This is a genomic window from Streptomyces sp. Tu 2975, assembly GCF_009832925.1.
Lineage (GTDB): Bacteria > Actinomycetota > Actinomycetes > Streptomycetales > Streptomycetaceae > Streptomyces.
Genome location: NZ_CP047140.1, coordinates 1,206,592 through 1,231,862, shown reverse-complemented (window position 1 = coordinate 1,231,862; position 25,271 = coordinate 1,206,592). Strand labels below are relative to the sequence as shown.

The window sequence follows — 25,271 nt, the reverse complement described above, 5'->3', positions numbered from 1 at the left end:
CCGCTGAGCCTAGGCGATGCCTGTGACGTGCCACTTGCCGATCCCCGCCGCGTCAGGCGTCGGCCGGGTCCGCCTCCCGCTCGCCGCGCGGTTCCTTCGCGATGCGCAGCTCGTCGTCGCTCAGCGGCGGCCCGGCCAGCGGCTTCAGTGCCGGGCCGCGGAGCACCGCGAGCGCGATCTCCGGCTTCAGCAGTGAACTGGTCGGCGCGGACAGCGTCATCACGTCGAACAGGGCCTTGGCGACGAGCGGCCGTCCTGTCGCGGTGAGCATCAGCCGGTCGACGTAATGCCGGAGCACGTTCGCCGCGGCGCCGGGGTCCTTGCCGATCGCCCCGGGGTAGAGGATGTCCTGTCCGGTGGCCAGGTCCCACGCCGTGCCCACCGGCCCGGCGAGCGAGCGCTGCACCCGGCGCGCGAGCCCGGGGGAGTCCATGCCGTGCAGGGCCAGCGCCCGCCGCAGCGCGAGGACGCCCTGGGCGGCGACCGACATGCCGTGCCCGTAGACGGGGTTGTAGGTGGCGACCGAGTCGCCGACGGCGACGAAGCCCTCCGGCCAGTCACGCAGCTTCTCGTAGTAGCGCCGGCGGTTGACGGTGCTGCGGGAGACGACGACGTCCGTCAGGGGTTCGGCGTGGGCGATGAGCTCGGCGACGACGGGGTGGCGGACGGAGCGGGCGAAGTCCTCGAACTCGTCGGCGGCGTTCGTCGGCTGCCCGCCGCGCGTGCCGGACAGCGTCACCAGCCACCGGCCGCCCTCGACGGGCACGATCGTGGCCGTGCAGCCCGGTCTGGGCTCACGGGCGTCGGCCTGCACGTTGACGACCGGGTACTCCTCCGAGCCCGCCGGGGCGCGGAAGATCCTGCTGGCGTACGCGAGCCCGGAGTCGACCTTCTCCTCCCGGACGTCGCCCACGCCCAGGGCCTTCAGCCACTCGGGCGCCCGCGATCCCCGGCCGCTCGCGTCGACGACCAGGTCGGCGGAGAGCACCCGCTCGCCTGTCTCCTCGCCGCGCACCCGTACGCCGGTGACACGGCCTGCGCCGCCCTCGAGGCCCAGCAGTTCGGTCCGCCGCAGGACGGTGACCCGGGGGCTCGTGAGCACCTGGTCCCGTACGACCCAGTCGAGCAGGTCCCGGCTGCAGGCGATGAGGAACTGCATCTCCGGGAAGCGGCGGAACCAGCCCTGTGCCGACATCGACACCAGCCCGGTCGGCAGCGGGATCCTGCGGGCGCCCGCGGCGAGCCAGCGGTCCGTGGTGCCCGGCAGCAGCGACTCCATCGCCCGCGCCCCGCCCGACCACAACAGGTGCGCGTGGTGCGCCTGGGGGAGGCTCCTGCGGGACAGCGGCCCCTCCGGCAGGACGTCGCGCTCGACGACGGTGACCTCCTCCGCGTACTCGCGAAGGACGCCGGCCGTCAGCATGCCGGCCAGGCCGCCGCCGATCACCACGGCTCTGCGGGGTCTGTTCCTGCTGGTTCTCACGGGATCGCTGCTCATAGGGTGCCGCTCTCTGACCTGGCCGTACGCAGGCGCGCTGCCGCGACGACGGGTGAATGACGCAGGGCGAGGGACATGCGCACCAGATCACGCGGTCCCGCGGCTGCGACGGAGGTGTAGGCCTCTGCCGACCTGACTATCCGCCCCTCGGGGTCGGCGGCGCGTGCCCGCAGGGCCGCGGCGACCATCGCCGCGTCCGCGATCGCGTCCGCCTGCCGGGGGTCCGCCCCTTCGGCGACAGCCTGGTCGTAGGCGTTCGTCCGCAGGACACGGTCGAAGTACGGGTCGAGTTGCAGCATGCCGTCGTGGATGTCGGACTCCCGCTGCGTCACCCGCAGCTCGACCGGCGAGAGCCACGAGATCCGCACCGAGGGGCTGTGGTCCGGGGCGGCGGAGCGCAGTTCGCGCCACAGCGTCCCGAGCCGCCGGTAGGCGGTCCAGGCGTGCCAGCTGTCGGACAGCCGCTGGCCCGCGAGTGGCAGCACGAAGCCGACGGCACTCAGCAGCGCGCCGACCGAGGCGAGCGGCGGCGCGGCGAGCGTGGACAGGTGGTCCCAGTCGTGTCCGGCCCAGCGGGCGCCCACGGCGGACGACTTGGTGACTCCGTAGGCGAGGTTGAACAGCGATCCGACGACGATGACCACGAGCCCGCCGCGGAGCCAGCCGCGGACCTTCAGCGACCAGCGCCAGCACAGCACGGTCATGCCCACGGCGGCGACGCTGTGGGCGGCGAGGTAGAGCGCGATCATCTCGCGGATGTAGGGCGTCCTGGCGTAGTAGGTGTCCAGGTCCCGCAGCCGTTCCACCGGGGCGTCGCCCAGGGCGAAGAGCACGATGAGCGCCACGACGACGACGCTGTACGCGCCCATCCAGCGCAGGGAGATCCGGCGGGTCTCCTCGGGCGGTCCACCACGCCAGTTGACGAGGAGGACCAGGCAGGACGCGCTGAACGCGGAGAGGATGCAGTAGACCAGCGGGGCCGAGATGTTGGGGACGCCGGTGATGCGGTTGACCTCGGCGATGGTGGGCGGCGCGGCGAAGAAGAACGTGGACGCGCCGAGGACGAGCAGGGCGCAGACGGACCGGAGGAGCGGGTCGCGCCAGTCGCGCCGCATTCCCGGGATTTTGAACGCGAGTGCGATTCCGAGGGCGGCTGCGGGGATGTAGTAGTCCGGTCCGTTCACGCCTCAGCCCTGTGGCCCGCGGTATCCCAGCGACGCCTCGATGCGGCCGGCCAGCCCGTCGCGCCGGACCGGACCTCTTCCGTTCGAACCGGCCAGCCAGGCACGGCACTTGCTGCCGAGCAGCAGGCCGAAGCTCTCGGCCTCGTTCTCCTCTGCCTGGTCGAAGCGGGTACGGGCGGCGACCTTGAGTACGGTCGCCTGGAGGTCGGCCTCGTCGGACAGCAGCCGTGCGGCGACGGCGGCGCCCTCGACGTGGTGGCTGCAGTGTCCGGCCTTCATGTGCCACAGCTCATGGCCGAGAATCACCAGCTGATGGTCAGGAGCGGTGCGCTCCTCGATCACCACGAGGTCCTGCTCGGCCATGTCGAGCCACAGCCCGCTGGCGGTGCCCGGAGGGAAGGACGCCATGCGGTAACGCACGGGCCTGCCACGGCGTTTGCTCATGCCCCGGCACAGGGCGGAGTAGAGGTCTGTGGGTTCTGCCGGTGCGGGCAGATCGATTCCGCCGACCAGCTCGCCGCACAGCCGGCGCATCTCTTTGCCTATGCTCACCGCTCTCCCCTCCCCGTCAGAACCTGTTGAGACACGTACAAATCCAAGCCTGACCGGAAATCAGGGCTCCGTAGGGGTGTCAGGTGCCGGTTTCACGCTCTCCAGAAGCATGTCGAGCCATTCGGTCACCTTGTCCCGGTGCTTGTCGGTGGGGAGTTGCGCCGCGCGCCAGGCGATACCGCGTACGCCGTGGTCCTGGAGCAGCCGCTCCAGCGGGTCGCCGTCGCCCGCGTAGTCCTGGAGCAGGCTCTGCTCCGTGCGCTGGAGGGCGCTGTCGAGCGCGTCGGCGTCGTCGGCGGTCAGGAACCCGGCGTGCACCTTGAAGAAGCGCTGGATCGCGTCACAGTGTTCCATCGTCGGCCGGCGGTCGCCGTTGATGAGCGCGCCCGCCTGCTGGCGCGACATCCCCGCGCCGTCGGCGATCTCCTGCTGGGTGTACCGGCGGCCGTTGGCCTTGAGCCGGGTACGTCGCAGCAGGTCGAAGCGTTGCAGGAAACGTGCCTGGAGGTCCGGTTCGCCGGCCGGCCATCCGTCGAGGAGGGCCCGCACGACGTCGGCGGGAACCCCCGACGCCTCGGACAGCTTCTGGACGTCGAAGACCTCGCTGTGGCTCATTCCGAGCTTGTCCGCAAGTTCGGCGACCCGGGCAACCGATGCCGCCAGAGGGCCTGTGGCCGTCGGACCCGGAACCGAGAAGCCGTCTGTCACCAGTAGGTCTCCTAGATCACGCGAGATAGCCCCGCATCCTATGGGGCTGCCGGAAGTTAACCCTATTCAGGTCACGGCAGCCAAGGTCTTGCCACAGCTGTGGCGCGAATTGAGCGCTCAGCGGCGTGGAATGCCACGATAGTTGACATCCCCGTGTTCGCGGTAGCAGGATCGCCAAGCGGTGTGAAGATCCAAAGGGTGCCGGCGCAGCGGGACTTGCGGCCGGCTCCGAGAAGGGTGGCGTTCTCGATGACACATGAGGCGGGCGTCGAACGCCGGGGTGTCCACGGGCGCCTCAGCCCCGTCGGCGCCGCGCGGGCCACGGCCCGCACGAAGCGACTCGGGGACGCCCTGAAGCGACGCCGTGAGGAACTGGAACTGAGCCTCGAGGAGGTCGCGGCCCGCCTAGGTATCAGCGCGTACACCTACGCCACGTGGGAACGCACCCCCGGCCGGCAGTGGTCGGAGGACACCCTTTGCGCCCTGATCGACGCCCTGGAGCTCAACGACCAGCAGGGCGGGCGGCTGCTGCGCCTCGCCGTCGACCGGGACGCGCCGCCGGTGCGGTACGACTCCTTCGGGGGCGAGACGCCCGTCAGGCCGTCAGGTCCCGTGCCGCCGTCGCGCCCGTCCCGCCGCCCGGCACCGTCCGTGCCCGCGGCGCCCGTCCCGCCGCCGGTGCCCGTACGTCCGCCGGAGCCCCGGCCGCCGTCGCGGCCGGAGGCACCCTCGGATCCTGAGACGCTGGCCTATCTGCGGGACTACGCCTCGATGATGGACGCGGTGCCGCTGCCATCGGTGCTCTTCGACCGGCACTGGGACGTCGCCCACACCAATCCCGCGTTCGATGCCCTCTTCCGTGGCATCGGACCCCACCCGACCGCCACGCCTGACCGCAACTTCCTGCGGTTCGTGCTCTTCCACCCCGACGCGCGCACGGTGCTCGGCGAGCACGAGACGAGCTGGTGCCTGCCGTTGATGGCGCAGCTGGCCGCGGCCCTCGACAAGCACGGCGACGACGATGTGCTTCAAGCCATTCGTGACGACATCGCCGACGACCCGATCATGGACGCCGCCTACCGGTGCGGGCTGCCGCACTGGATGAGCGCCGTGGGCGCGCTCGCGATCCACCACGACGGAGCCGTGCGGCCCGTGAGCCATCCGGACCCGCGCTGGGGACACACCCGGTGCAGGATCATCGACGAGACGCCGACGACCCTGCGGGACAAGGAGTACACCCGGATGACGCTGGTCCTCCAGGAGAACCAGTCGAGCGCGGTGCCCGGCGTGCGCCGGGGCAAGTCCCACCTGCGCGCCGTCTCCGGCGGCTGATCCGGCTGCCGGGGGCAGGCCCTGCGCATACCGCTCCGTCAGTTCGGAGCGAGTGCGGACAGGACGCGTGCGCAGCGGGCCGTCATGTCCGCAGGTGACTGTTCGGGGTGGTCGGTCCACCAGCGCATGACGGCTGTGACGGCGTACTGCCATATGTGGTTGAGGAACGCGTGGTCGAGCGGGTCGCGGTGCCCCGCGCGGCGGAGGGGGTCCGTGCTGCCCGCCGCACCGATGTCGGCGAGCCGGGCCCGGTAGCGCACTGCGGCGTCGTGCGTCTCGCCGTCGGGCGGAAGCGTCGGGTCGTAGAGAACTGACCAGGCGTGGCGGCACGTGCCGACGGCGTCGAAGATCGCGGCGAGGGTGTCCAGGGCGTGATCGGGCGAGCCGCTGCGGGCTCGAGCGGCGTCGACGGCTTCGACCAGCATGTCACCGACATGGCTGAGGCAGGCCAGATACAGGCCGTCCTTGGAGCCGAAGTAGCCGTAGATAAGCGGCTTGGAAATGCCTGCGCGCCGGGCTATGTCGATGACGGAGGCGCGGGCGTGGCCTCTTTCGCCCAACTCTTCGATCGCGATGGCGATGATCTGCTGTTCCCGTTCGGCGCGGGCAACGCCCTTGGTTCCGGCCTTGTTCACACGCTCACTCTAGCGCTCGTTATGACCGGCAGGTAATTTACCTGAAAGTCAAATACGGACGGTGGGCAATGACACGGTCATGGTGGGGCTGGGGCACGGTCGAGGAGGCCGTGACCGGCGCGGAGTTGGAAGCCTTGCTGGGCAGGGTCCGGATGCTGGCGCCCGGCGACATGACGGGCCGTCGACCTCCGGACGTCTCGGCGCTCGGGCTGCCGGCCCCCCGGGTGTCCGCCCCCGCCGCCCTCGCGGATCTCTGCTCCGCCGACCCGGCCGACCGGGCCGGGCACGCCCACGGCAAGGCGTTCCGGGACGTGGTGCGCAATCTGCAGGGGGACCTGCAGCACGTGCCCGATCTGGTGGCGCGGCCCCGATGCGAACGTGACCTGGTCGACCTGCTCGACTGGTGTGCCCGCGACGGGATCGCCGCGATCGCCTACGGTGGCGGCAGTTCGGTCGTCGGCGGAATCGAGCCCCGGTTCGACGACGACCGTGCCGCGGTCACCATCGACCTCGGGCGTCTGGACCGCGTGCTCGAGATCGACCCGGTGAGCCGGGCGGCGCGCATCCAGGCGGGCGTGTTCGGCCCGCGTCTGGAGGACCGGCTCCGGCCCTCCGGCCTGACGTTGCGGCACTTCCCGCAGTCGTTCGAGTTCTCCACCCTGGGTGGCTGGCTGGCCACCCGGGCGGGCGGCCACTACGCGACGCTGCGCACACATATCGACGACCTGGTCGAGTCGATGCGTGTGGTCACCCCGAGGGGGATCAATGAGTCGCGGCGGCTGCCGGGCTCCGGGGCGGGTCCGTCGCCCGACCGGCTCTTCCTCGGCAGCGAAGGCACGCTGGGCGTCATCACCGAGGCGTGGATGCGCCTGCAGGAACGGCCCCGTTGGCGCGCAAGGGCCTCTGTGCACTTCGCCGACCGCACGGCGGCGGTGGCGGCGACCCGGGCGATCGCGCAGAGCGGGCTGCACCCGGCGAACTGCCGGCTGCTCGATTCCGCCGAAGCGCTGATCAACGCGGGTGTCGCCGTCGGAGGCGGCGTGCTGATCCTGGGGTTCGAGTCGGCGGACCACCCGGTGCGCACGTCACTGGACCGGGCCGAGGAACTGTGCCGGGACCACGGCGGCGAGATCGCCGATGCCGCCACGGAGAACACGGGCGACACCTGGCGTTCCTCCTTCCTGCGGATGCCCTATCAGCGCGACGCGCTCGCCCGGCACTCGGTGATCGCCGAGACCTTCGAGACGGCGTGCACCTGGGACCGGTACGAAGAACTGCACCATGCCGTCACGCAGGCGGCACGGGACGCCATCCGCAGGGTCACCGGCCAAGACGGTGTGGTGACCTGCAGGTTCACCCACGTCTACCCGGACGGCCCGGCACCGTATTTCGGGGTCTACGCGCCCGGCCGCTGGGGAAGCACGGTCGCCCAGTGGGACGAGATCAAGGCAGCTGTCTCCGAGGCGATCGCCGACAACGGCGGCACGATCGCTCATCATCATGCGGTCGGCCGTGATCACCGCCCCTGGTACGACGTCCAGCGCCCGGACCCGTTCGCCGCCGCGCTCTCCGCCGCCAAAGCGGCACTCGACCCCGCCGGAATCCTCAATCCCGGCGTGCTCGTCCCCGTGCTGTGACAGGAACCGGCGCAGTTCCGCTCAGGCCTCGGACACCGGGCGTCCCGTGCCCCGCGGCCGGGCCCTCGTGGCCGTTGCCGGGACCGGACCGGCCGCTCAGCGCATCGAGGCGATCGCCCACTCCGCGACGAGCGCCACCGCCACGCCGACGCCCAGGACCAGGGTGGCCCACCGGGTGCGTCCGGCGCGGCTGAGGACCAGCGCGCTGCCGGAGAGGATCAGGGCGATGCCGTAGAAGCCCACGGTGAGCACCGAGTGGGTGCTGCCCAGTCGCAGCGCCAGGGTGGCACCCACCGCGATCATGATGACGGCCGACAGGGCTATCCGGACACGGCGGGCCTGGCGCGGTGTGAGGCCCTGCCGTTCGGGGCCCGTATTCGCTTCTGACATGCGCAGAAGCCTATCCCGGCGACTCGCCCGGCAGTCCGGCGGACCTCCGCGGGCGCTCCGCTCAGCCCTGTGCCGAGCCGGTCAGGCCGGCCGGCCAACGCGGGGCCGTACCGGTCAGTTGACAGACCATCAGGTACAGCGGGATGGGCGGCGTGTAGGGGCTCGGGCCGTCCGGCCGGCGGATCAGCCGGGCGCCGCCGGCGGGCACCCGGGCCCCGCGGGCGTAGTGGGACGGCAGCGGCCAGGTCAGGTCGAGGTCGGAGCCCGCGGGGACGATCCACCACCACCAGGCGCCGTCGGCGAACACGCAGCCGGTGCTCCGCATCCGGGCGAGCAGGCGGATCCCGTAGTGGGCGGGGACGCCGACCGCGTCGCACCCCAGCGTGGTGGGGAGTGCGGCGGGGACCTCGAGTCTGCTCAGGCGGTCGGCGTCGTCGTGGCGCACGCCCCGCGACCGGAGCGGCGCCAGGTTGCTCAGCACGGCCACTCCGACGCCGACGCCCCTTCCCTGGCCGCGGCACCCGGTACGAAGGGCAGTTCGGCCCAGACGGCGCGGCCCACTCCCGGCGCGGAGTCGTACGTGCCCCAGGCGCGGCTCACCGCTTCCACGAGCAGCAGCCCCCGCCCGCGCTCGCCCTCCGCGCCGCGGCACACGCGCGGGCCGGTGGTGGCGGCGCCCTGGTCCTGCACCGTGACGCGCAACCGGTCGGCGCCGGCGAGGAGTTCGCAGCCGACCAGATGGCCGCCGGTGTGCACGATGGCGTTGGTGAACAGCTCGGAGAGGACGAGCAGTGCGGTGTCGTGGGCGTCACCCTCGACGCCCCAGCTCTCCAGCCGGGCGGAGACCATCTTTCTCGCTCGGGAGACCTGTTCGGCGCGCGCCGGCAACTCGAAGGCATACCGGGTGAGTTCGGTCCCCGCAAGGGAGTCCAGGAGCTCGGTGGCGAGCGCGTCACGGTTCACACGACCACTCTCCCGCTGCAACCATCACATTGGCAACCCCCACTATGAAAAATCCAGAGTGGGCATATTCATCGACTGGGTGCCGTGGCACACTGCTCGCAAACAAGCACGTGGGGAGGTCTCGAAGTGAGTGAACCGCGGTCCGCCCCCACTGTGGGGCAGGTCGTTCTCGGCAAGCGCCTGCAGGATCTGCGGGAGCGCGCAGGCCTCAAACGCGAGGAAGCGGCCAAGGTCCTCCGCGTCGCCCCCGGCACCATCCGCAGGATGGAGACCGCCGAGGTCGCGCTGAAGATCCCTTACGTCCAACTGCTCCTCGGCGCCTACGGGATCGGCGACGAGGAGGCCCGCGGTTTCGTCGAGCTGGCCGAAGAGGCCAACAGGCCCGGCTGGTGGCAACGTTTCCACGACGTCCTGCCCAACTGGTTCAGCATGTACGTCAGCCTGGAGGGTGCCGCAAGCCTCATCCGTGCGTATGAACCGCACTTCGTGCCCGGCCTGCTCCAGACCGAGGACTACGCCCGGGCCATCATGCTCGGCGGAGCCATCGGCCACACGGAGCCGGACGACGTCGAACGCCATGTGGCGCTGCGCATGGAGCGCCAGTCCCTGCTCACCCGGCCGGACGCCCCCAAACTCTGGGTGATCATGGACGAGACGGTGCTGCGCAGACCCGTCGGCGGGCCGGGCGTGATGAAGGCCCAGATCGAGAAGCTGCTCGAGGGCGCACGGCTGCCGAACGTCACCTTGCAGGTCGCCGAGTTCGCGGCCGGCCACCACCCCGGCACATACGGGCCCTTCGTCCTCTTCCGGTTCGCTGTGGCCGAGCTCCCGGACATGGTCTACAGCGAGTACCTGACCGGCGCCGTCTATCTCGACGCGCGCCCCGAGGTCGCCACGCACCTCGAGGTCATGGACCGCATGGCGGCTCAGGCCGCGACAGTACAACGCACGAAGGAGATCCTCGACGATCTCCGCAAGGAGCTGTGAATGAAACGCATATACAACGGAATGCCGGCCGCCGAGCTGGGTGAGGAAGGCTGGCACAAGCCCTGGAGCGGCGGCAACGGCGGCAACTGCGTCGAGACCATGAAGCTGGCCGACGGCAGGATCGCGGTGCGCCAGTCCGCGGATCCCGACGGACCTGCCCTGATCTACACCTCCGGAGAGATCGAGGCCTTCATACAGGGAGCGAAGGCGGGCAAGGCGGATTTCCTGGTCGGCTGACCTGCTGCCGCGGGGGCGGCAGGCCGGCACCGCATCAGGACCACAGGCACGGGAGCGGCGCTCCGGCGGCCCGGAACACGCTCGCCGAGGCCGTGGTGGTGCGGGCGGAACGCACCACCACGTTCAACCGTCCATGAAGACCAGGGAGTCGACCCGGCGCTCCGCCGGGGACGCGAACACCGGACCACGGCCGCCCGGGGTGATCGACCCGAGGACGCGCGCCCCTTGGGCACCTGTGCATGCGGGTACGGTGCCTGCGACGCCGTGCACGGTCAGGAAGCCGAGCACGGCGAAGGCGTACGCCTCCTTGGCGGTGGCCGGCATCCCCAGCTCGTCGGAGGTGCGCAGCGGTGTCCCGGCCAGCTCGGCCCGCAGCGCAGTCATCAGGGCCGGGTTGTGCGTGCCGCCTCCCGACGCGACGACCTCGGTCGCGCCGAGCGGCCGCAGCGCGTCCGCCACGGTCCGCGCGGTCAGCCGGGTGAGCGTGGCGATCACATCCTCGGGCGGCAACGGGCCGGCGCCGACCAGGGCTTCGCGTACATGGCCCGCGTGGAACAGTTCCTTGCCGGTGGTCTTCGGTGGAGGCAGCCGGTAGTACGGCTCCGCCAGCAGGCGGTCCAGGAGCGGCTGATGGACCCGGCCCGCGGCGGCCAGCGCCCCGTCCACGTCGTAGCCGAGCCGTCCACCCGTCAGTTCCGCAACCGCCGCGTCCACGAGGGCGTTCGCCGGCCCCGTGTCGAACGCGACCGGGTCGCCCGCCCCGCCCGCCACGGTGACGTTCGCGATCCCTCCCAGATTGAGTGCCACGGGCACGCCCGGCCGGCCCCGCAGCCACAGCAGATCCACCAGGCTGACCAGCGGGGCGCCCTGACCGCCGGCCGCCACGTCCCTCGGACGGAAGTCGGACACCACCGTGCAGCCGGTCGCCTCCGCGATCCACGCCGGCTGCCCCAGCTGGAGCGTGCCGTGGACCTGCCCGGCCTCCGCCCAGTGGTACACGGTCTGACCATGTGAAGCCACCAACTCCGCATTCCCGTCGCAGAGTTCGCGGTCCGCACGGACCGCCGCCGCGGCGAACGCCTGCCCGATGCGGGTGTCCAGCAGGCAAACCCGTTCAAGCGTGGTCGCGGCGGGCGGCAGCGCTCCTGACAGGGTCGCCCGCAGTTCGTCGTCGTACCGCTCCCCGATCCGGCCGAGCAGGGACAACTTCAGCGTGCCGTCCTCGAGGACGATGTCGGCGGCCGCGGCGTCGATCGCGTCGTACGACGTCCCCGACATCAGCCCGACGACCCTCACCGCAGTGCCCTGCGGTGGTCGTCGCCGCGCAGCGTGAGGAGCGCGAACACGCTGACCGCGCAGGTCGCGGCCGCGTAGTAGGCGGGGATGTCGACACTGCCGGTGCGCTTGATCAGTTCGGTGATGACGATGCCCGCGCAGCCCGAGAAGACCGCGTTGGACAGTGCGTACGCCAGGCCGAGTCCCGTACAGCGCACCGACGTCGGGAACATCTCGGCCAGCATCGCGGGTCCGGGTCCGGCGAGCAGGCCCACCACGGCGCCGGCGGCGAAGACCGCGGCACCCTTGGCGGTCGCCGAAGCGCCCTCGTCCTGAAGGAGGTTCATCAGCGGCAGGGCCAGCAGCACCACCAGCACCGCACCCGTCAGCATCACCGGACGCCGTCCCACCCGGTCGCTGACCAGTCCCGCCGGGACGATCGACGCCGCGAAGCCCAGGTTCGCCAGGACCGTGGCGATCAACGCCTCCCGGAACGACGCGTTCAGACTGGACTGCAGATACGAGGGCAGCACCACCAGGAAGGTGTAACCGGCCGCCGCCCAGCCCATGATCCGGCCCGCGCCGAGCACGATCGCCCTCACGACCTCCCGGGTCGGTGGTGGCGCGACCGCCTCGGCCTCCGCCTCCCGGAAACGGGGCGTCTCCTCGAGACGCAGCCGCAGCCACAGGGCGACCGCGCCGAGGGGGAGCGTCAGCAGGAACGGCAGCCGCCAGCCCCAGTCGTTCAGCGCCGCCTCCGACAGCACGGTCGCCAGCAGCGCGGCCGCCCCCGCGCCGCCGAGCAGCCCGAGAGCCACCGTGAACGACTGCCACGACCCGTACAGGCCGCGCCTGCCGGGCGGCGCGAACTCCGTCATCAACGACACGGCCCCGCCGAACTCGCCGCCCGCCGACAACCCCTGGAGGATGCGCAGCAAAGTGAGCAGCCACGGCGCCAGGGCGCCCACGGTGGCGTACGTCGGCAGCAGGCCGATCAGGGTGGTGGCGAGCGTCATCAGGCCGATGACCAGGATCAGCGTCGGCCGGCGCCCGATCCGGTCACCGATCCGGCCGAACAGCGCGGCGCCGACCGGCCGGAAGAAGAACGCGAGCGCGAACGACGCGTAGGTCTTCACCAGCGCCTCGACGTCGCTGCCGCCCTCGGGCGTGAAGAAGTTCGCGGCGATGATCGTGGCGAAGTAGCCGTAGACACCGAATTCGTACCACTCGACGAAATTGCCGACCGAACCGGCCAGCAGCGCACGGCGGGAGCGGACGGGCGAGGCGTTGGACCGTTCGGCGGAGGTGGTCATTCCTCTTTACTGCCCACCGGGACACGCCCGGACTCCCTTCGCGCGGACCACGGTCCGCCGGCAGCACGCGCAGGCAGGGTCCGGCGCCGCCGGACCAGCACCCCGGCCGCCACCGCGGCGGCCGCGAGGGCGTACGCCGTCGTGCCGACCACCGAGCTGTCCCCGTCGAGGTGCACCACCACGTACTTGGCCGCGCCCGCCGCCGCGACTCCCAGCCACTCCCACCGGCCGTCCAGTGCGACCAGCGCCACCAGCAGCAGCGCGTACCACGAGTATCCCGGCGTCATCAGCAGGAACACGGCGCCAGTCACCGCCAGGGCGCCGCTCCAGGGCCGTTCGGGGTCGCCGCGGCGCAGGACGTGCACGACGACCACTGCCGTCACCAGGAGCGCCGCGGGCAGCGCCCACGCGTCCGGCAGCACCAGCCGCAGCAGCGCGTAGCGGTTGCGGGCGGACGGATCGTCGTAGCCCTCCTCTTTCGTGTAGCCGCCCAGATAGCCGAGCACGGAGCTCTCCGACAGCAGCACGTAAGGCAGGTACGTCACCGCCACCATGGCCGAAGCCGGCACCAGCACGGCCGCCGCGTCCCGCCATCGCCGGACGCCCGACAGCGCACCGGGCAGCACCACGGCGGGCAGCAGCTTCGTCGCCACTGCCGCGCCGAGCAGCACTCCGCCCTCGACGCGCCGCCGGACCACCGCCCACAGCCCCAGCACCGCGAGCAGCACCCCCAGCACGTCGGCGTGCGCGTTGTTCACCGCCTCCACCGGCACTGCCGGACACCACGCCCAGAGAGCGGCGTGCCGCGGATCACCGCGACGGCGCCGCAGCACCAGCACGAGCACGACGGTGGTGCCGGCCGCCAGGAGCGCTCCGCCCGTCTGCAGAGCCTTGTGCCGGGCGTCCTCGGGTGACAGCGCGTGCACGACCAGGAAGTAACCCTGTGCCACCGGCGGATAGATCGTGTGCTCCTGCGGTCTGTTGATCCGCGTGCAGTGCCGCTCGCCCGTGGGCCCGTCGATGCGCGACCGTTCCGGCACCGCGCAGTCCGCACCGCGCGGGAACAGCCAGTCGTCGCGCAGACCGGCGAGCGCCGGATCGGCGGGCGGATGGTCGTACGGCGAGATCCCGGCCGCCTGCACCCTGCCGTCCCAGGCGTAGCGGTACGAGTCGGTGCTCGTCCGCGGCGGGGCGAGCAGGCCCGTCGCCGCGACCGCGACACCACCCGCGAGGACCAGCGCCACCGCGTGCCGCGCGGGCGTCCTGCGCACGGCGAGCACGGCCGCCGCGAACAGCAGCCAGCAGGCGGCGTACCACCACGCGAGGCCGCCGGGATCGGTGACGTAGCCGTCCTTGAGGACCGTCACCGCCAGCGCGGCCGTCAGGCCGGCGACGAGGAGGCAAGCGGTGAGTGTGCGTGTGTGGATCACGGACACCAGCCTTCCAGCCGCAGCGGCCCGAACGGGGGAGACGCCTCCTGACGTCCGCATTCCGTAAGGTGTCGGATCCCACCCACGGGCCCTTGTCGGAGGTCTCATGGAAACCATGAGGATCCGACCACCGATCACCCTCCGGCCGCCCACGTTCACCGGAAGGCTGCACGACCCCCGCACGGCCACTGCCGTCGGCCGCCTGCTCGGAGCCGCGATCGCCGTGTGCTTCGTGACCGGGGTGATCAGCCACTACCTGCAACGGCCGCCGGACTGGCTCGCCGGCTCGCTGCCCAGCCGGCCGTACTGGGGCTACCGCCTCACCCAGGGCCTCCACGTCGCGAGCGGCATCGCGGCCGTCCCGCTGCTGCTCGCCAAGTTGTGGACGGTCTATCCGAGGCTGTTCGTCCGTCCCGCGCTGCGGTCCCTGCGGCACGCCCTCGAGCGGCTGTCGGTGGGTGTGCTGGTCGCCGCGGCCCTCTTCCAGCTCACCACGGGACTGCTGAACACCGCCCAGTGGTATCCGTGGCCCTTCTCCTTCGTGCCCGTCCACTTCGCGGTGGCCTGGCTGCTGGCAGGCGCCCTGGTCCTGCACATCGCCGTCAAGTACCCGCAGATCAGGGCCCACTGGAGGCGGCGCTCGCCAGGAACGCTGGAACTGCCCGCCGCGGACGGACCGGATCGGCGTTCCCTGCTCACCGGCGTCGCCGCGGCCGTGGGGGCGGTCACCCTCACCACCGTCGGCCAGTCCCTCACACCACTGGGGCGCCTGGACCTGCTCGCACCCCGCCACCCCGACCACGGACCGCAGCATCTGCCCGTCAACCGCACCGCCGTCGCGGCCCGGGTGAGCGCCCCGGCCCTCGCAGGCTGGCGGCTCGATGTCACCGGCCCCCGCCCGTACACGCTCACCCTCGACGAGCTGGCCGCACTGCCCCAGCACACCGTGACACTGCCCATCGCCTGCGTCGAAGGCTGGAGCAAGTCGGCGCGCTGGACCGGCGTACGCGTCCAGGACCTGGTGGAACGGGCCGGCGCCCCACCCGGCGCGGCGCTGAGGGTCGTCTCGCTGGAGCGGCGCGGCGCCTACCGGGTGATGGAGATGGGCGGCGGATACACCGACGACCCGCTCACCCTCCTGGCGCTGCGCCTCAACGGCGAGGTCCTCTCCCTCGACCACGGCTTCCCCGCACGGATCATCGCCCCCGACCGTCCCGGCGTATGGCAGACCAAGTGGGTCGGCAGGATCGAGGTGCTGTGATGCGTACCGCGACAGGGGCGGTCGGTGTCGCCCTGATGGGCGTCGGCGTCTTCCTCCTCCTCCGCGGCGGGCAGGCCTGGGACGTCGCCCTCTGGCTGGCGGGAGCGGTCGTCGTCCACGACCTCCTGCTCGCCCCGCTGGTGCTTGTCGCCGGGCTGCTGCTCGCACGGCTCCCCGGCCGGGGACCGCTGCGCGGGGCGCTCGTCACCGCGGGCTGCCTCACACTGATCGCCGTGCCGGTCCTCTTCGCCCCGGGCACGCCGCACAACCCCTCGGTGCTTCCGCTGGACTATCCGCGCAACTGGCTGCTGTCCCTCGCCGCCGTGGCCCTCGCCACCGCGGCGGTGGTACTCGTGCGGAGGCTGCGCGGCACGGGCGCCGTCACGCGGCTCCGAACGCACGGTCACGGCGCGCGTCGTGGAGCACGGAACCCCACCAGTCGAGCTGGTCGAGCATCGTCTTCGCCGCGCCGGTGGGGCCGTCGGGGTCGATGAGCGTGCCGTCAGGAGCGAACAGTTCGTAGTAGCGGGGGAAGGAGACCATGTCGCGGACCGTGTGCGCGTGCAGCTCACCGAACACCTGGCGCAGCTGCTCGATCGCCAGCAGACCGCCGCTGCCCCCGCTGTACCCGACGAAACCGATCGGCTTCGCCTGCCACTCGGTGTAGTGCCAGTCGATCGCGGCCTTCAGGGACGCCGGGAAACTGCGGTTGTAGTCCGGCGTCACCACCACGATCGCGTCGGCCGCCGCGAGCCGCCGCGTCATCGGTGCCATGTCGGCGGGCCGCTCCATGTCGGGCTGCAGCGCCGGCGGCAGGGGCGGCAGGTCCAGCGGCAGCGGTGTGTCCGCGAGATCCACCACCTCGACACCGAACCGGCCGTGCTGCCGGGCCTGTTCCGCGAACCATTCGGCGACCACGGGACCGAAGCGGCCCTGGCGGACGCTGCCGATGATCACTACCAGCTCGAGATTCTTCTCGGAACTCTTCTCGGTGTTCTTCTCGGACACGGGTGTACTCCTCAAGGGGACAGGGCCGGCCCCCCTCGGGGCCGGCGCGTCCCAACCTGCCGTCCTGGGCGGCACCGAGGAAGGCCGGGCCGAGACTGGTAGTGACAGGGCCACCGTCCCGGCGGTCCGGGCTGTTACGTTCGAACGGTGAGCGACAACGAGTTGGGCCTGTTCCTGCGTACGCGCCGCGAGGCGGTCACCCCCGCCGACGTGGGCCTGCCCGCCGGCCCCCGCCGCCGCACACCCGGCCTGCGCCGATCGGAACTGGCGACGCTCGCCGGCGTGAGTGTCGAATACGTGACCCGCCTCGAACAGGGCCGGGACCGGCGGCCCTCCCCGCCCGTGCTGTCCGCGCTCGCCGACGCACTGCGGCTCTCGGCCGGCGAACGCGTCCATCTCCACCGGCTCACCAAGTCCGCCGACGGCGGCTTCACCTGCATGGGCGGCGCGGGGCCCGCGCGTGACGTCCGCCCCACCGTGCGGGCCCTGCTCGCACGGCTCGAGCCCGCGCCCGCGGTGCTCGTCAACCGGCTGAGCGAGCTGCTGGCCTGGACCGAAGGGTACGAGCGGCTGGTCGGCCCGCTCGGCATGCTCGACGGCGCCCCGCCCAACGCGGCCCGCTTCGTCCTCACCGACGACCGGGCCCGCGCCGCCTACCCCGACTGGGAACACGTCGCCGACGAACAGGTCGCCTCGCTGAAGCAAGGGCCGTTCCGCGCGGACCCGCACGTCGCCGCATTGGCGGACGAGTTGACCGTGACGGTCGGCACGGTCTTCACCGACCGGGTGGAACGACTGCCGGGGCCCCCGCGGGCGAGCGGCGTCACGCGTGTGGTGCACCCGGACGCGGGGGAGCTGCGGCTCGCGTACGAGACGCTGGAACTGCCGGCGGACGACGACCAGCGCCTGCTGGTCCATGTACCCGCGGACGCGGCGTCCGCGGCGGCACTGGACGCGCTGACGGGGCGTCGGCCGGGGGCACTGCGGGCGGTGTCGGGCAACTGACGGGCCCTCTGCACGGGGCGAAGCAGCCCGCGCCGTCGCCCCGACCCGCCGTCCCGGACCGCCCTGGGAGGTGGGCCTGGCGACGGGCAGCCGGACCGCGCTGTATCCGGCCCGTTCCCTGGGCCGAGCTACGCGGCTCGATCGTAGGTGTAGTGCGGGGTGTGGTCGAGCATGTCGGCCGGGGTGACATCGTTCCAGGGGCGCATGGTGTCGTGGAGGTCGACGACGTTCGCGGTACCTGTCCCGGGGAGATACGGGGAGTCCGGGTGCAGCGCCTGCCATTCGGTCCAGAGCTTGTCGATGAAGGCGTGGTGCAGCCAGAACACCGGGTCGTTCGGTGAGACTCCGGTGGCCATCTGACCGCCGACCCAGACGTGCACGCGGTTGTGGAGGTTCACTCCACGCCAGCCCTCGAGGTGGTTACGGAAGCCGTCGGACGCGCTGTTCCAGGGCGGCATGTCATAGGTGCTCATCGCGAGGACGGTGTCGACCTCTGCGCGGGTGGGGAGTTGACGGCCGCCCGCGCCGAGCGTCCGGCGCAGGTAGCCGCGTCCGTCGACCCGTATGGAGATTCCCCAGCCGCCCGCGGCGGCGGCGAACGGCCCGTCCACCACCTGTCCGTCCCTGCTGCGACCGCTGCCGCCGAGGAAGTCCGCCGCCCAGAGTGAGGCGGCGGGCGTGCGATCGGCGGTCCAGTCCCAGTACGGGAGGGCGACGGACGGGTCGACGGACTGGAGAGCCTGCTCGAATTCGATGAGGAAGCGTCGGTGCCAGGGCAGGAAGGACGGGGATCGGTGGCCGACCCGGTCGCCGCTGTCGGTGTCACCCATGATGAAGGCGTTGTGGGTGGTGACGAACGAGTCGTAGCGGCCACTGCGCTTGAGTTCGAGGAGTGCGTCGACGAAGGCGCGCTTCTCGGTGCCGGTCAGGTCTGCCTGGTTCTTGCGTACGGTCATGGTGGCTGGTGCTCCGGGCTCAGGAGAGGTCGAGGGGGACGAGGGCTGCGCCCTGAAGTTCCCGGACAGCGGCGCGGGCCGCGGCGCGCGGCGTGGAGAGCGGCTCGTAGTGGGTGATGACGCTGATCCATGTGCCGTCGGCGTTGCGCATCAGGTGCAGTTCCTCGCCGTCGATATGCACGGTCCAGCCGCCGCCATGGTGGTCGTGGTGGCCGCCGCCGTGGCCGGGTGCGCCCTGGATGCGCCGGCCCAGGTAGACCTCGTCGAAGGCACCGGAGGCGGCGTGGGCGTGCGGCGTGGCCGGTGTCTTCGGTGCTCGGTCACGTGCGCTGCCGACGGCGGGCGCGGCGCCGATGACCGCGAGGCCGGCGGCGGCGCCGACGGCGCTGAGAGCCTGGCGGCGGGTGAATCGGGACATGGATGGTCTCCGCAGGTGCAAGGTGTTTCGGGACTGCAGTGCGATCGGCACCGCAGTCGCCATGCCTACCTGGGTCCGGCCGGTGAGCCGAAACCGGCGGAACGGGGTTGGGCGCCAAGTGGACAACTCGCCATGAGAGGTACAGACTTGAATGAAGTTGATCTTGTTCTCAGATCACCTTCACCTCGACCGTGAGCGGAGATTCCACCGTCTATGCGGTCAGGAGGCGAAGAATTTGCGGTGAGGGGCCGCTGGTTGTGTTCACCCTCACGTTGGCAACATGACCGGAACATATGCCTGTGCCGGTGGCCGTGAACCGTCGTCGTGCGCGGTGAGCACTACCTCCGCGGCGATGCGGCCCGTCGCAGGGGACGGTAAGCCCGGCCGAGGGACAAAGCCGGGCTCCTGCACTCGCCTCGCAGGGCGCCGGACATGTGGTCCCCAGCGGCGCCGCGCACAGTGGGCGTGATCAAGGTGTCCTTCCGTCACCTGATCGGCTCAGAAGGACCTAGAGTGTGCGCGTGACCGAGCAGAATCCCGAACTCATCGCGGGCCGGTACCAACTGGTCGAACGCATCGGCCAGGGCGGTATGGGTAGGGTCTGGCGTGGACTCGACCAGCAGCTCTTCGGACGCGAGGTCGCCGTCAAGGAGATCCTCTTCCCGCCGGGCATGGACGACGCCGACCGTGCCGCGCTGCTCCGGCGGTTCACCGGCGAGGCCCGCGCGGCGGTCACTCTCAGCCACCCCGGGATCATCACCATCCATGACGTCGTGGAGCACCACGGTGCCCCCGTCATCGTCATGGAGTTGATCCGCGGGCAGTCCCTGGCCGCCACCATCCGCGACCGGGGCCGGCTGCCCGTGCAGCGGGTCGCCGAGATCGGCGCCGCCATGCTCGACGCGCTGGCCGAGGCGCACGGAGCGCGGATCATCCACCGTGACATCAAGCCGGACAACGTGCTCCTGACCAAGGACCGTGTCGTCCTCACCGACTTCGGTATCGCCCACCTCGCGGACGCCACGACCAAGCTGAGCCACACCGGGATCGTCATCGGCACGCCGCAGTACATGCCGCCGGAGCAGCTGGAGGGTAAGCGCCCGACCCCCGCCAACGACCTGTGGGCGCTGGGCGCCACCCTCTACCACGCCGTCGAGGGGCACCCGCCGTTCGACGCGGAGGGGCTCCACGCCCTCGCCGTGGCCGTGTTCACCCGCCCGCACCGGCCGCCGGTCCACGCCGGCCCGCTGGCGCCCGTACTGGACGCGCTCCTCACCAAGGACCCGGCGCGGCGCGTGGGCGCCGCGGAAGCGGCCGAGATGCTGGCGTCGGTGCTGCGGTCCTCCCCGCCCCGGGCCGACTCGTCCGCCGGGCACGGGTCCGCTCCCGAACCCGAGCCCGCTCCCACACCCACGCCCGGTCCGAGGGCGACCCCCGTACCGGCACCGGACGCGGCGGCGGAGCACGGTTCCGCTTCGACCGCGCCGGAGCAGGCACCTTCGACGACGCCGTCACCGCGGACCCCCGCGCCGGAGCAGGCACCTTCGACGACGCCGTCACCGCGGACCCCCGCGCCGGAGCAGGCACCTTCGACGACGCCGTCACCGCGGACCCCCACCGTCCTGGACTCCGGGTCCGCGGCCGGCAGCCCGCGGCGCCCCGTGCCGGACCGTCCGACCGGCCCGCCCGTGCCCGAGCCCCCGGCCGAGGGCCCGGTCACGCTCGGGGCGACGCCCGAGATGAAACACGGCGGGCGGGCGTCCGCCCGGCGGCGGGCCCTCACCCGGCGCTCCGTGGTCCTGGGCACGGCGCTGGCCACGCTCGCCGCGGGCTCCGTCCTGACCTGGACCCTCACCCGGGACGATGACGCGCCCGGCGGCGGCGGCGGGGCGGCCGGCAGCGGCTCGGGAGCCTCCTCGGTCACGGTGGTGATCGGGGTGGACGCACCGCTCAGCGGCGGGCTGTCCTCGATGGGCGTCGGTATCAGGAACTCGGCCGACCTGGCGGCCAGGACCGCCAACGAAACCCGGCACGTCCCCGGGGTGAACTTCGAGATCATGGCCCTGGACGACGAGGCCGTCCCCGCCCAGGGCGGGTCCAATGCCGCCCAGTTCGTGTCCGACGAGAAGGTGCTGGGAGTCGTCGGCCCTCTCAACTCCGGCGTCGCCAAGGCCCTGGTGCCACCGCTCGCGCGGGCGGACATGGTCAACGTGTCGCCGGGCAACACCGACCCCGTGCTGACGATGGGCCCCGACTGGGCCGCGGGCACCAAGACCCGTCCGCACTCCACCTACTTCCGCACCGTCGCCACGGACGTCGACCAAGGGCCGTTCGCCGCCCGGTACCTGCATGGCGAGGCGAAGAAGACCAAGCTCTACGTGGTCGACGACGCGAGCGCCTACGGCGCCGCCCTCACTTTCGGCTTCACGGCGGAGTTCACGAAGCTCGGCGGGACCGTCGTCGGCACCGAGCAGGTCGACCCCGCGGAACGCGCCTTCGCGGGCCTCGCCGAGAGGGTCCGGTCCTCGGGCGCGGACGCCGTCTACTTCGGCGGCTACTACGACGCCGCGGCGCCGCTCTCCCGGCAGCTCGAGCAGGCGGGGGTGAACGTCCCCCTGATGGGCGGCGACGGCATCTTCGACCAGCAGTACCTCACGGCGAACCCGAAGGCCGAGGGTGACCTCGCGACCAACATCGGCGTTCCCGCCGAGGTGTCGGCGGCAGGGCAGGACTTCCTCGCCCGGTACGGGAAGGCGGGGTACCAGGAGGCGGCCGGCTGGTACGGCCCCTACGCGTACGACGCGACCTGGACCATCATCGAGGCGGTGAAGGCCGTCGTGACGGCCAACGGCGGCACCCTCCCCGGCAACGCCCGGGCGAAACTGCCGCAGGCCGTGGCGCGGCTGGCCTTCGACGGCGTCACGGGCCGCGTCGCCTTCGACGGGAACGGCGACACGGTCAACCGCCGGCTGACGGTGTACGCGGTGGACGACGGCTCCTGGGCGACCGTGAGGAGCGGACCCGCCACCCACTGACGCCCGCCGGGGCGGCGCGACCTGGAAGCAGTTCGGCCTGGGGCGCCGTGACTCGCGTGGTCTCCTGCGGGCCACTGGCCGCACGGTCCCGCTGCGCGCGGAGGCGGCCTACGCACGAACGGCGATGTGCATGGCCGGTGTTCCCTCCTGCCGACGGGTCAGGCAGAGAGGGTCCGCGACATCAGCCCCTCCGGCCATGGAGAGCACCCGCGAAGCGCGGAACCGGGTCGGGGTGGAGCCCGGTTCTGGAAGGGGGTAGCCCCTACGGCCACCAAACCGTAGGGGAGGGTAGGGGAAACGCCCGCCGCAGGCGCTATGCCTCCGCCCCCACCCCCCGCCGGAGCGCCACGAAGCGTCGTTCCCCGCACGCCCACACGTCCTTCAGCGCCCACCCCGCCGCCCGCCCGTACCGCAGCAGCGCCTCCGTGCCGACCCGCGCCCAGGGGAACGCAGAGCCCTCCGCCGTCGTGCCGTCGAAGACCTGGACGACGGTGCGTTCGTCCACGTCGAGCGGGGCCGCCTCGGCGATCAGCAGGCCGCGCGGTCGGACGAGTTCGGCCACCCGGGACAGCAGCGCACAAGGGTCGCCGCCGATGCCGGTGTTGCCGTCGATCAGCAGCGCCGTGTCCCAATGGCCCTCCCGTGGCAGGGGGTCGAACACCGAGCGGTGCAGCGCGCTGCCGCCGATCCGTATCGTGCGGGCCACGGCCTCCGGGCTGATGTCGATGCCGAGCGCGGTCCGCCCGCGCGCGGCGAGCGCGGCGACCAGGCGGCCGGGGCCGCAGCCGATGTCCAGGACGGCGCCGTGGCTGTGGGAGAGGACCGTACGGTCGGCGTCGTCGGGTTCCGCGCACCAGCGTTCGACCTCCAGGGGCAGCAGCCAGCCGTCGGGGCGGCGCAGGAACAGCGGGCCGCGGCCGGTGCGCAGGGCGTCCGTGTACGGGTCGGCCTGCCAGGGCGGCGCGGTCACCGCGCCGCCGCCCCGGATCCGGCCCCGGCCGTCGCGACCAGCGCGGCGGCGAACCGCGTGTGCGGCGCGGCGGCGGCCACCGCACGGGCGTCGTCGGGCGTGTCGACGTCCCGTAGCGTCGGCAGTTCACGCACCGTCAGCCCGGCTCCGACGAGCCGTTCCCGTTGCGCGGCGCCCGTGTCGGGCGACGACATGGGCACACCGAGCACGAGCCGGCCGTGCAGCGCGGGAGAGCCGAGACCGAGCGCCCAGAACCCGCCGTCGTCCGCCGGGCCGAACGCGGCTTCGCCGGGGCCCGGTTCCAGCCCGGTGGCGAGGAGCCGGGGGGAGACCTGCGGGGTGTCCATCCCGATCAGCAGGGCCGGCCCCTCCGCCCCGCACAGCGCGAAGGCGGCCGCGAGCCGCACGTCGAGGCCGCCGCCGCACTGCGGCGCGACCTCGAGGCCCGGTGGCAGCCACGCTCCCGGCTCGCCGTCGAGCACCAGGATCCGCCGCCGGGCGGGGGTGGCGAGGACCGCGTCGAGGGTGTCCCGCAGCGCGGCCTCGGCGAGCCCGGCGGCCTCCTTCGGGGTGTAGGCGGGAGTGAGACGTGTCTTGACCCGGCCGGGCACCGGCGCCTTCGCGATCACCAGCAGCGTGCCGCTCACCGCGTCCCGCCGTTCACCAGGGAACGCGGCGGTTCCGCCAGCACCGCGCTCATGTCCCGTACGGCGTGCCAGGTGCCCGACCATGTGCCCGTCACCTTCGATCTCCCCGATCTCGGGAGGTAGGGGACATCGACCTCCGTCACCCTCAGGCCCGTGTCGCAGGCGCGGACCACCATTTGGAGGGGGTAGCCGCTGCGACGGTCCGTCAGGTCGAGGGCCAGCAGGTCGGTGCGGCGCGCGGCCCGCATGGGGCCGAGGTCGCGCAGCCGCAGGCCGGTGCGCCGGCGCAGCATCCGGGACAGGGCGGCGTTGCCGGCCCGCGCGTGCGCCGGCCACACCCCCCGCCGCTGCGGTCGCCGCCGGCCCAGCACCAGGTCCGATTCGCCGTCCGCGATCCGGCGGACGAACCCGGTCAGCAGTCCCGGGTCGAGCGACGCGTCGCAGTCGCAGAAGCACACGTACTCGGCCTCGGCCGCACGCAGCCCCGCATGGCAGGCGGAACCGAAGCCGCGCCGGGGCTCGTGGACGACGACGGCGCCGAGCGTGCGGGCGATCTCCGCGGAGCCGTCCGTCGAGCCGTTGTCGACGACGATCGCCCGCCAGCCGGTCGGGATGCGGGCCAGCACCCAGGGGAGCGCCTCCGCCTCGTCGAGACAGGGCAGGACCACGTCGGCGGTCAGCATGCCGCGTCCCCCGGCCCGCCCGCAGCGAACTCGGCCATGCCTTCGTCGAAGCCGACGCGGGGCTTCCAGCCCAGTTCGGCGCGCAGCCGGGCCGAGTCGGCGGTGATGTGCCGTACGTCGCCGAGTCTGAACTCGCCGGTGACGACCGGCTCCGGCCCGCCGTGCGCGGCGGCCAGGGCGGCCGCCGTCTCGCCGACCGTGTGCGGGGTGCCGCTGCCGGTGTTGTACGCGGTGAGAACGCCCGGCTCCCGCCCGTGGACCGCCTCCAGGGCGACGGCGTTCGCCTCCGCCACGTCCCGCACGTGGACGAAGTCCCTGCGCTGGCCGCCGTCCTCGAAGACCCGGGGCGCCTCGCCGCGTTCGAGCGCCGATCGGAAGAAGGCCGCGACGCCCGCGTAGGGGGTGTCACGCGGCATCCCGGGGCCGTACACGTTGTGGTAGCGCAGGGCGACGGCGCGTCCGCCCGTCGATCTGGCCCAGGCCGCCGCCAGGTGCTCCTGCGCCAGCTTCGTCGTGGCGTACACGTTCCGGGGGTCGACGGGCGCGTCCTCCCCGACGAGGCCGGGGACGAGCGCGTTGCCGCAGGTGGGGCACAGCGGTTCGAACCGGCCGGCCGCGAGGTTGGCCGCGGCGCGCGGACCGGGCCGTACCCGGCCGTGCCGGGCGCAGTCGTAGCGGCCCTCGCCGTAGACGACCATCGACCCGGCGAGCACCAGGTCGGCGACCCCCGCCTCGGCCATCGCCGCGAGCAGCACGGCCGTGCCGTGGTCGTTGCAGCTGACGTAGTCGGGCGCGTCGGAGAAGTCGGTGCCGAGGCCGACCATCGCCGCCTGGTGGCAGACGGCGTCCACGCCGCGCAGTGCGTCCGCCACCGCCGCCGGGTCCCGCACGTCCGCGTGGATCCACGCGCCGCCGGGCGGCAGGGGCGGCCGGGGGCGGGCCGCGGAACGGGCCGCGGGGAGAAGGGCGTCGAGGACCACCGGGTCGTGGCCCCGCGCGGTGAGCGCCGCGACGATCTGCGAGCCGATGAAGCCCGCGCCACCTGTGACTAGTACACGCATGCTGCGACGCTACGACGCGCGGACCCGCGGATCGCCGGTCCGCGCCGGGCCGTCACAGGTACGTAAGGAGTGCACTGCTCCGGTCA

26 protein-coding genes are annotated in these 25,271 nt (G+C 72.5%); 8 read left to right on the top strand and 18 right to left on the bottom strand.

What is annotated here, in order from left to right; all coding sequences use genetic code 11:
- Positions 1-52: 52 nt before the first annotated feature.
- From GLX30_RS05325 to GLX30_RS05310, 4 genes are all read right to left on the bottom strand, one after another.
- Positions 53-1,498, bottom strand: a complete 1,446-nt coding sequence (locus GLX30_RS05325; RefSeq protein ID WP_159684157.1) for an FAD-dependent monooxygenase — start codon at positions 1,496-1,498, stop codon at positions 53-55.
- Complete coding sequence (locus tag GLX30_RS05320; RefSeq protein ID WP_159684155.1) at positions 1,495-2,682, bottom strand: MAB_1171c family putative transporter; 1,188 nt, start codon at positions 2,680-2,682, stop codon at positions 1,495-1,497. The genes GLX30_RS05325 and GLX30_RS05320 overlap by 4 nt, the downstream gene beginning before the upstream one ends.
- 3 nt (positions 2,683-2,685) lie before the next feature.
- Positions 2,686-3,216: a toxin-antitoxin system, toxin component gene (locus GLX30_RS05315; protein ID WP_159694877.1), complete on the bottom strand. Its 531-nt coding sequence runs from the start codon at positions 3,214-3,216 to the stop codon at positions 2,686-2,688.
- 78 nt (positions 3,217-3,294) lie between these two features.
- The gene (locus tag GLX30_RS05310) at positions 3,295-3,942 is read right to left on the bottom strand and encodes a helix-turn-helix transcriptional regulator (RefSeq protein ID WP_159684152.1); all 648 of its coding nucleotides are present in this window, start codon (positions 3,940-3,942) and stop codon (positions 3,295-3,297) included.
- Between the two features lie 249 nt (positions 3,943-4,191).
- On the opposite strand from GLX30_RS05310, the gene GLX30_RS05305 reads away from it, so the two are divergent.
- Positions 4,192-5,274, top strand: coding sequence for a helix-turn-helix domain-containing protein (locus GLX30_RS05305; RefSeq protein ID WP_244258012.1), 1,083 nt, complete (start codon positions 4,192-4,194; stop codon positions 5,272-5,274).
- A gap of 38 nt (positions 5,275-5,312) precedes the next feature.
- On the opposite strand, the gene GLX30_RS05300 is transcribed toward GLX30_RS05305, so the two are convergent.
- Positions 5,313-5,909 carry a TetR family transcriptional regulator gene (locus GLX30_RS05300; RefSeq protein ID WP_159684146.1) on the bottom strand — a complete coding sequence of 199 codons (597 nt, stop codon included), beginning with the start codon at positions 5,907-5,909 and terminating at the stop codon, positions 5,313-5,315.
- Between the two features lie 68 nt (positions 5,910-5,977).
- Between GLX30_RS05300 and GLX30_RS05295 the strand changes: the two genes are divergently transcribed.
- Positions 5,978-7,546, top strand: coding sequence for an FAD-binding oxidoreductase (locus GLX30_RS05295; RefSeq protein WP_159684143.1), 1,569 nt, complete (start codon positions 5,978-5,980; stop codon positions 7,544-7,546).
- A gap of 96 nt (positions 7,547-7,642) precedes the next feature.
- Here the strand turns inward: GLX30_RS05295 and GLX30_RS05290 are convergent, their stop codons facing one another.
- The 3 genes from GLX30_RS05290 to GLX30_RS05280 form a co-directional block, all read right to left on the bottom strand.
- Positions 7,643-7,936 carry a hypothetical protein gene (locus tag GLX30_RS05290; protein WP_005309178.1) on the bottom strand — a complete coding sequence of 98 codons (294 nt, stop codon included), beginning with the start codon at positions 7,934-7,936 and terminating at the stop codon, positions 7,643-7,645.
- A 61-nt stretch (positions 7,937-7,997) separates the two neighbouring features.
- Positions 7,998-8,405, bottom strand: coding sequence for a hypothetical protein (locus GLX30_RS05285; protein ID WP_159694876.1), 408 nt, complete (start codon positions 8,403-8,405; stop codon positions 7,998-8,000).
- 5 nt (positions 8,406-8,410) lie between these two features.
- Positions 8,411-8,899: an ATP-binding protein gene (locus GLX30_RS05280; RefSeq protein ID WP_167306792.1), complete on the bottom strand. Its 489-nt coding sequence runs from the start codon at positions 8,897-8,899 to the stop codon at positions 8,411-8,413.
- 126 nt (positions 8,900-9,025) lie between these two features.
- On the opposite strand from GLX30_RS05280, the gene GLX30_RS05275 reads away from it, so the two are divergent.
- Positions 9,026-9,886 (top strand): helix-turn-helix transcriptional regulator, encoded by an 861-nt coding sequence (locus tag GLX30_RS05275; RefSeq protein WP_159684139.1) that lies wholly within the window; start codon positions 9,026-9,028, stop codon positions 9,884-9,886.
- The gene (locus tag GLX30_RS05270) at positions 9,887-10,123 is read left to right on the top strand and encodes a DUF397 domain-containing protein (RefSeq protein WP_159684137.1); all 237 of its coding nucleotides are present in this window, start codon (positions 9,887-9,889) and stop codon (positions 10,121-10,123) included.
- A 123-nt stretch (positions 10,124-10,246) separates the two neighbouring features.
- Here the strand turns inward: GLX30_RS05270 and GLX30_RS05265 are convergent, their stop codons facing one another.
- Genes GLX30_RS05265 through GLX30_RS05255 form a run of 3 tightly spaced genes read right to left on the bottom strand, consistent with a single transcriptional unit; the run spans position 10,247 to position 14,150 of the window.
- Complete coding sequence (locus GLX30_RS05265) at positions 10,247-11,419, bottom strand: anhydro-N-acetylmuramic acid kinase (RefSeq protein WP_159684134.1); 1,173 nt, start codon at positions 11,417-11,419, stop codon at positions 10,247-10,249.
- On the bottom strand, positions 11,416-12,711 hold the full coding sequence (locus GLX30_RS05260) for an MFS transporter (protein ID WP_159684132.1): 1,296 nt from the start codon (positions 12,709-12,711) through the stop codon (positions 11,416-11,418). Before GLX30_RS05260 ends, GLX30_RS05265 begins: the two co-directional genes overlap by 4 nt.
- Positions 12,708-14,150 carry a glycosyltransferase 87 family protein gene (locus GLX30_RS05255; protein WP_244258423.1) on the bottom strand — a complete coding sequence of 481 codons (1,443 nt, stop codon included), beginning with the start codon at positions 14,148-14,150 and terminating at the stop codon, positions 12,708-12,710. The genes GLX30_RS05260 and GLX30_RS05255 overlap by 4 nt, the downstream gene beginning before the upstream one ends.
- Positions 14,151-14,247: 97 nt before the next feature.
- Here GLX30_RS05255 and GLX30_RS05250 point away from each other — a divergent pair, with 97 nt between their 5' ends.
- Together GLX30_RS05250 and GLX30_RS05245 are read left to right on the top strand one after the other, a co-directional pair.
- A complete protein-coding gene (locus GLX30_RS05250; protein WP_159684127.1) occupies positions 14,248-15,402 on the top strand; it encodes a molybdopterin-dependent oxidoreductase in 1,155 nt (384 codons plus the stop codon).
- Positions 15,402-15,896 carry a hypothetical protein gene (locus tag GLX30_RS05245; protein ID WP_208545367.1) on the top strand — a complete coding sequence of 165 codons (495 nt, stop codon included), beginning with the start codon at positions 15,402-15,404 and terminating at the stop codon, positions 15,894-15,896. The genes GLX30_RS05250 and GLX30_RS05245 overlap by 1 nt, the downstream gene beginning before the upstream one ends.
- On the opposite strand, the gene GLX30_RS05240 is transcribed toward GLX30_RS05245, so the two are convergent.
- Complete coding sequence (locus tag GLX30_RS05240) at positions 15,784-16,410, bottom strand: NAD(P)H-dependent oxidoreductase (protein WP_159684125.1); 627 nt, start codon at positions 16,408-16,410, stop codon at positions 15,784-15,786. The genes GLX30_RS05245 and GLX30_RS05240 overlap by 113 nt on opposite strands.
- A gap of 147 nt (positions 16,411-16,557) precedes the next feature.
- Here GLX30_RS05240 and GLX30_RS05235 point away from each other — a divergent pair, with 147 nt between their 5' ends.
- Positions 16,558-17,415, top strand: a complete 858-nt coding sequence (locus GLX30_RS05235; protein WP_159684122.1) for a helix-turn-helix transcriptional regulator — start codon at positions 16,558-16,560, stop codon at positions 17,413-17,415.
- A gap of 128 nt (positions 17,416-17,543) precedes the next feature.
- On the opposite strand, the gene GLX30_RS05230 is transcribed toward GLX30_RS05235, so the two are convergent.
- Positions 17,544-18,371 carry a tyrosinase family protein gene (locus tag GLX30_RS05230; protein ID WP_159684120.1) on the bottom strand — a complete coding sequence of 276 codons (828 nt, stop codon included), beginning with the start codon at positions 18,369-18,371 and terminating at the stop codon, positions 17,544-17,546.
- Positions 18,372-18,390: 19 nt separating this feature from the next.
- Positions 18,391-18,789: a tyrosinase family oxidase copper chaperone gene (locus GLX30_RS05225; RefSeq protein WP_159684117.1), complete on the bottom strand. Its 399-nt coding sequence runs from the start codon at positions 18,787-18,789 to the stop codon at positions 18,391-18,393.
- A 521-nt stretch (positions 18,790-19,310) separates the two neighbouring features.
- On the opposite strand from GLX30_RS05225, the gene GLX30_RS36055 reads away from it, so the two are divergent.
- Positions 19,311-21,824, top strand: coding sequence for a bifunctional serine/threonine-protein kinase/ABC transporter substrate-binding protein (locus GLX30_RS36055; protein WP_159684115.1), 2,514 nt, complete (start codon positions 19,311-19,313; stop codon positions 21,822-21,824).
- A 313-nt stretch (positions 21,825-22,137) separates the two neighbouring features.
- On the opposite strand, the gene GLX30_RS05215 is transcribed toward GLX30_RS36055, so the two are convergent.
- Genes GLX30_RS05215 through GLX30_RS05200 form a run of 4 tightly spaced genes read right to left on the bottom strand, consistent with a single transcriptional unit; the run spans position 22,138 to position 25,185 of the window.
- Entirely contained in the window at positions 22,138-22,794 is a 657-nt protein-coding gene (locus GLX30_RS05215) for a methyltransferase domain-containing protein (protein ID WP_159684112.1), read from the bottom strand.
- The gene (locus tag GLX30_RS05210; protein WP_244258011.1) at positions 22,791-23,441 is read right to left on the bottom strand and encodes a DUF2064 domain-containing protein; all 651 of its coding nucleotides are present in this window, start codon (positions 23,439-23,441) and stop codon (positions 22,791-22,793) included. The genes GLX30_RS05215 and GLX30_RS05210 overlap by 4 nt, the downstream gene beginning before the upstream one ends.
- A complete protein-coding gene (locus GLX30_RS05205) occupies positions 23,438-24,124 on the bottom strand; it encodes a glycosyltransferase family 2 protein (RefSeq protein WP_159684108.1) in 687 nt (228 codons plus the stop codon). The genes GLX30_RS05210 and GLX30_RS05205 overlap by 4 nt, the downstream gene beginning before the upstream one ends.
- Positions 24,118-25,185, bottom strand: a complete 1,068-nt coding sequence (locus GLX30_RS05200; RefSeq protein ID WP_159684105.1) for an NAD-dependent epimerase/dehydratase family protein — start codon at positions 25,183-25,185, stop codon at positions 24,118-24,120. The genes GLX30_RS05205 and GLX30_RS05200 overlap by 7 nt, the downstream gene beginning before the upstream one ends.
- Positions 25,186-25,271: the final 86 nt, after the last annotated feature.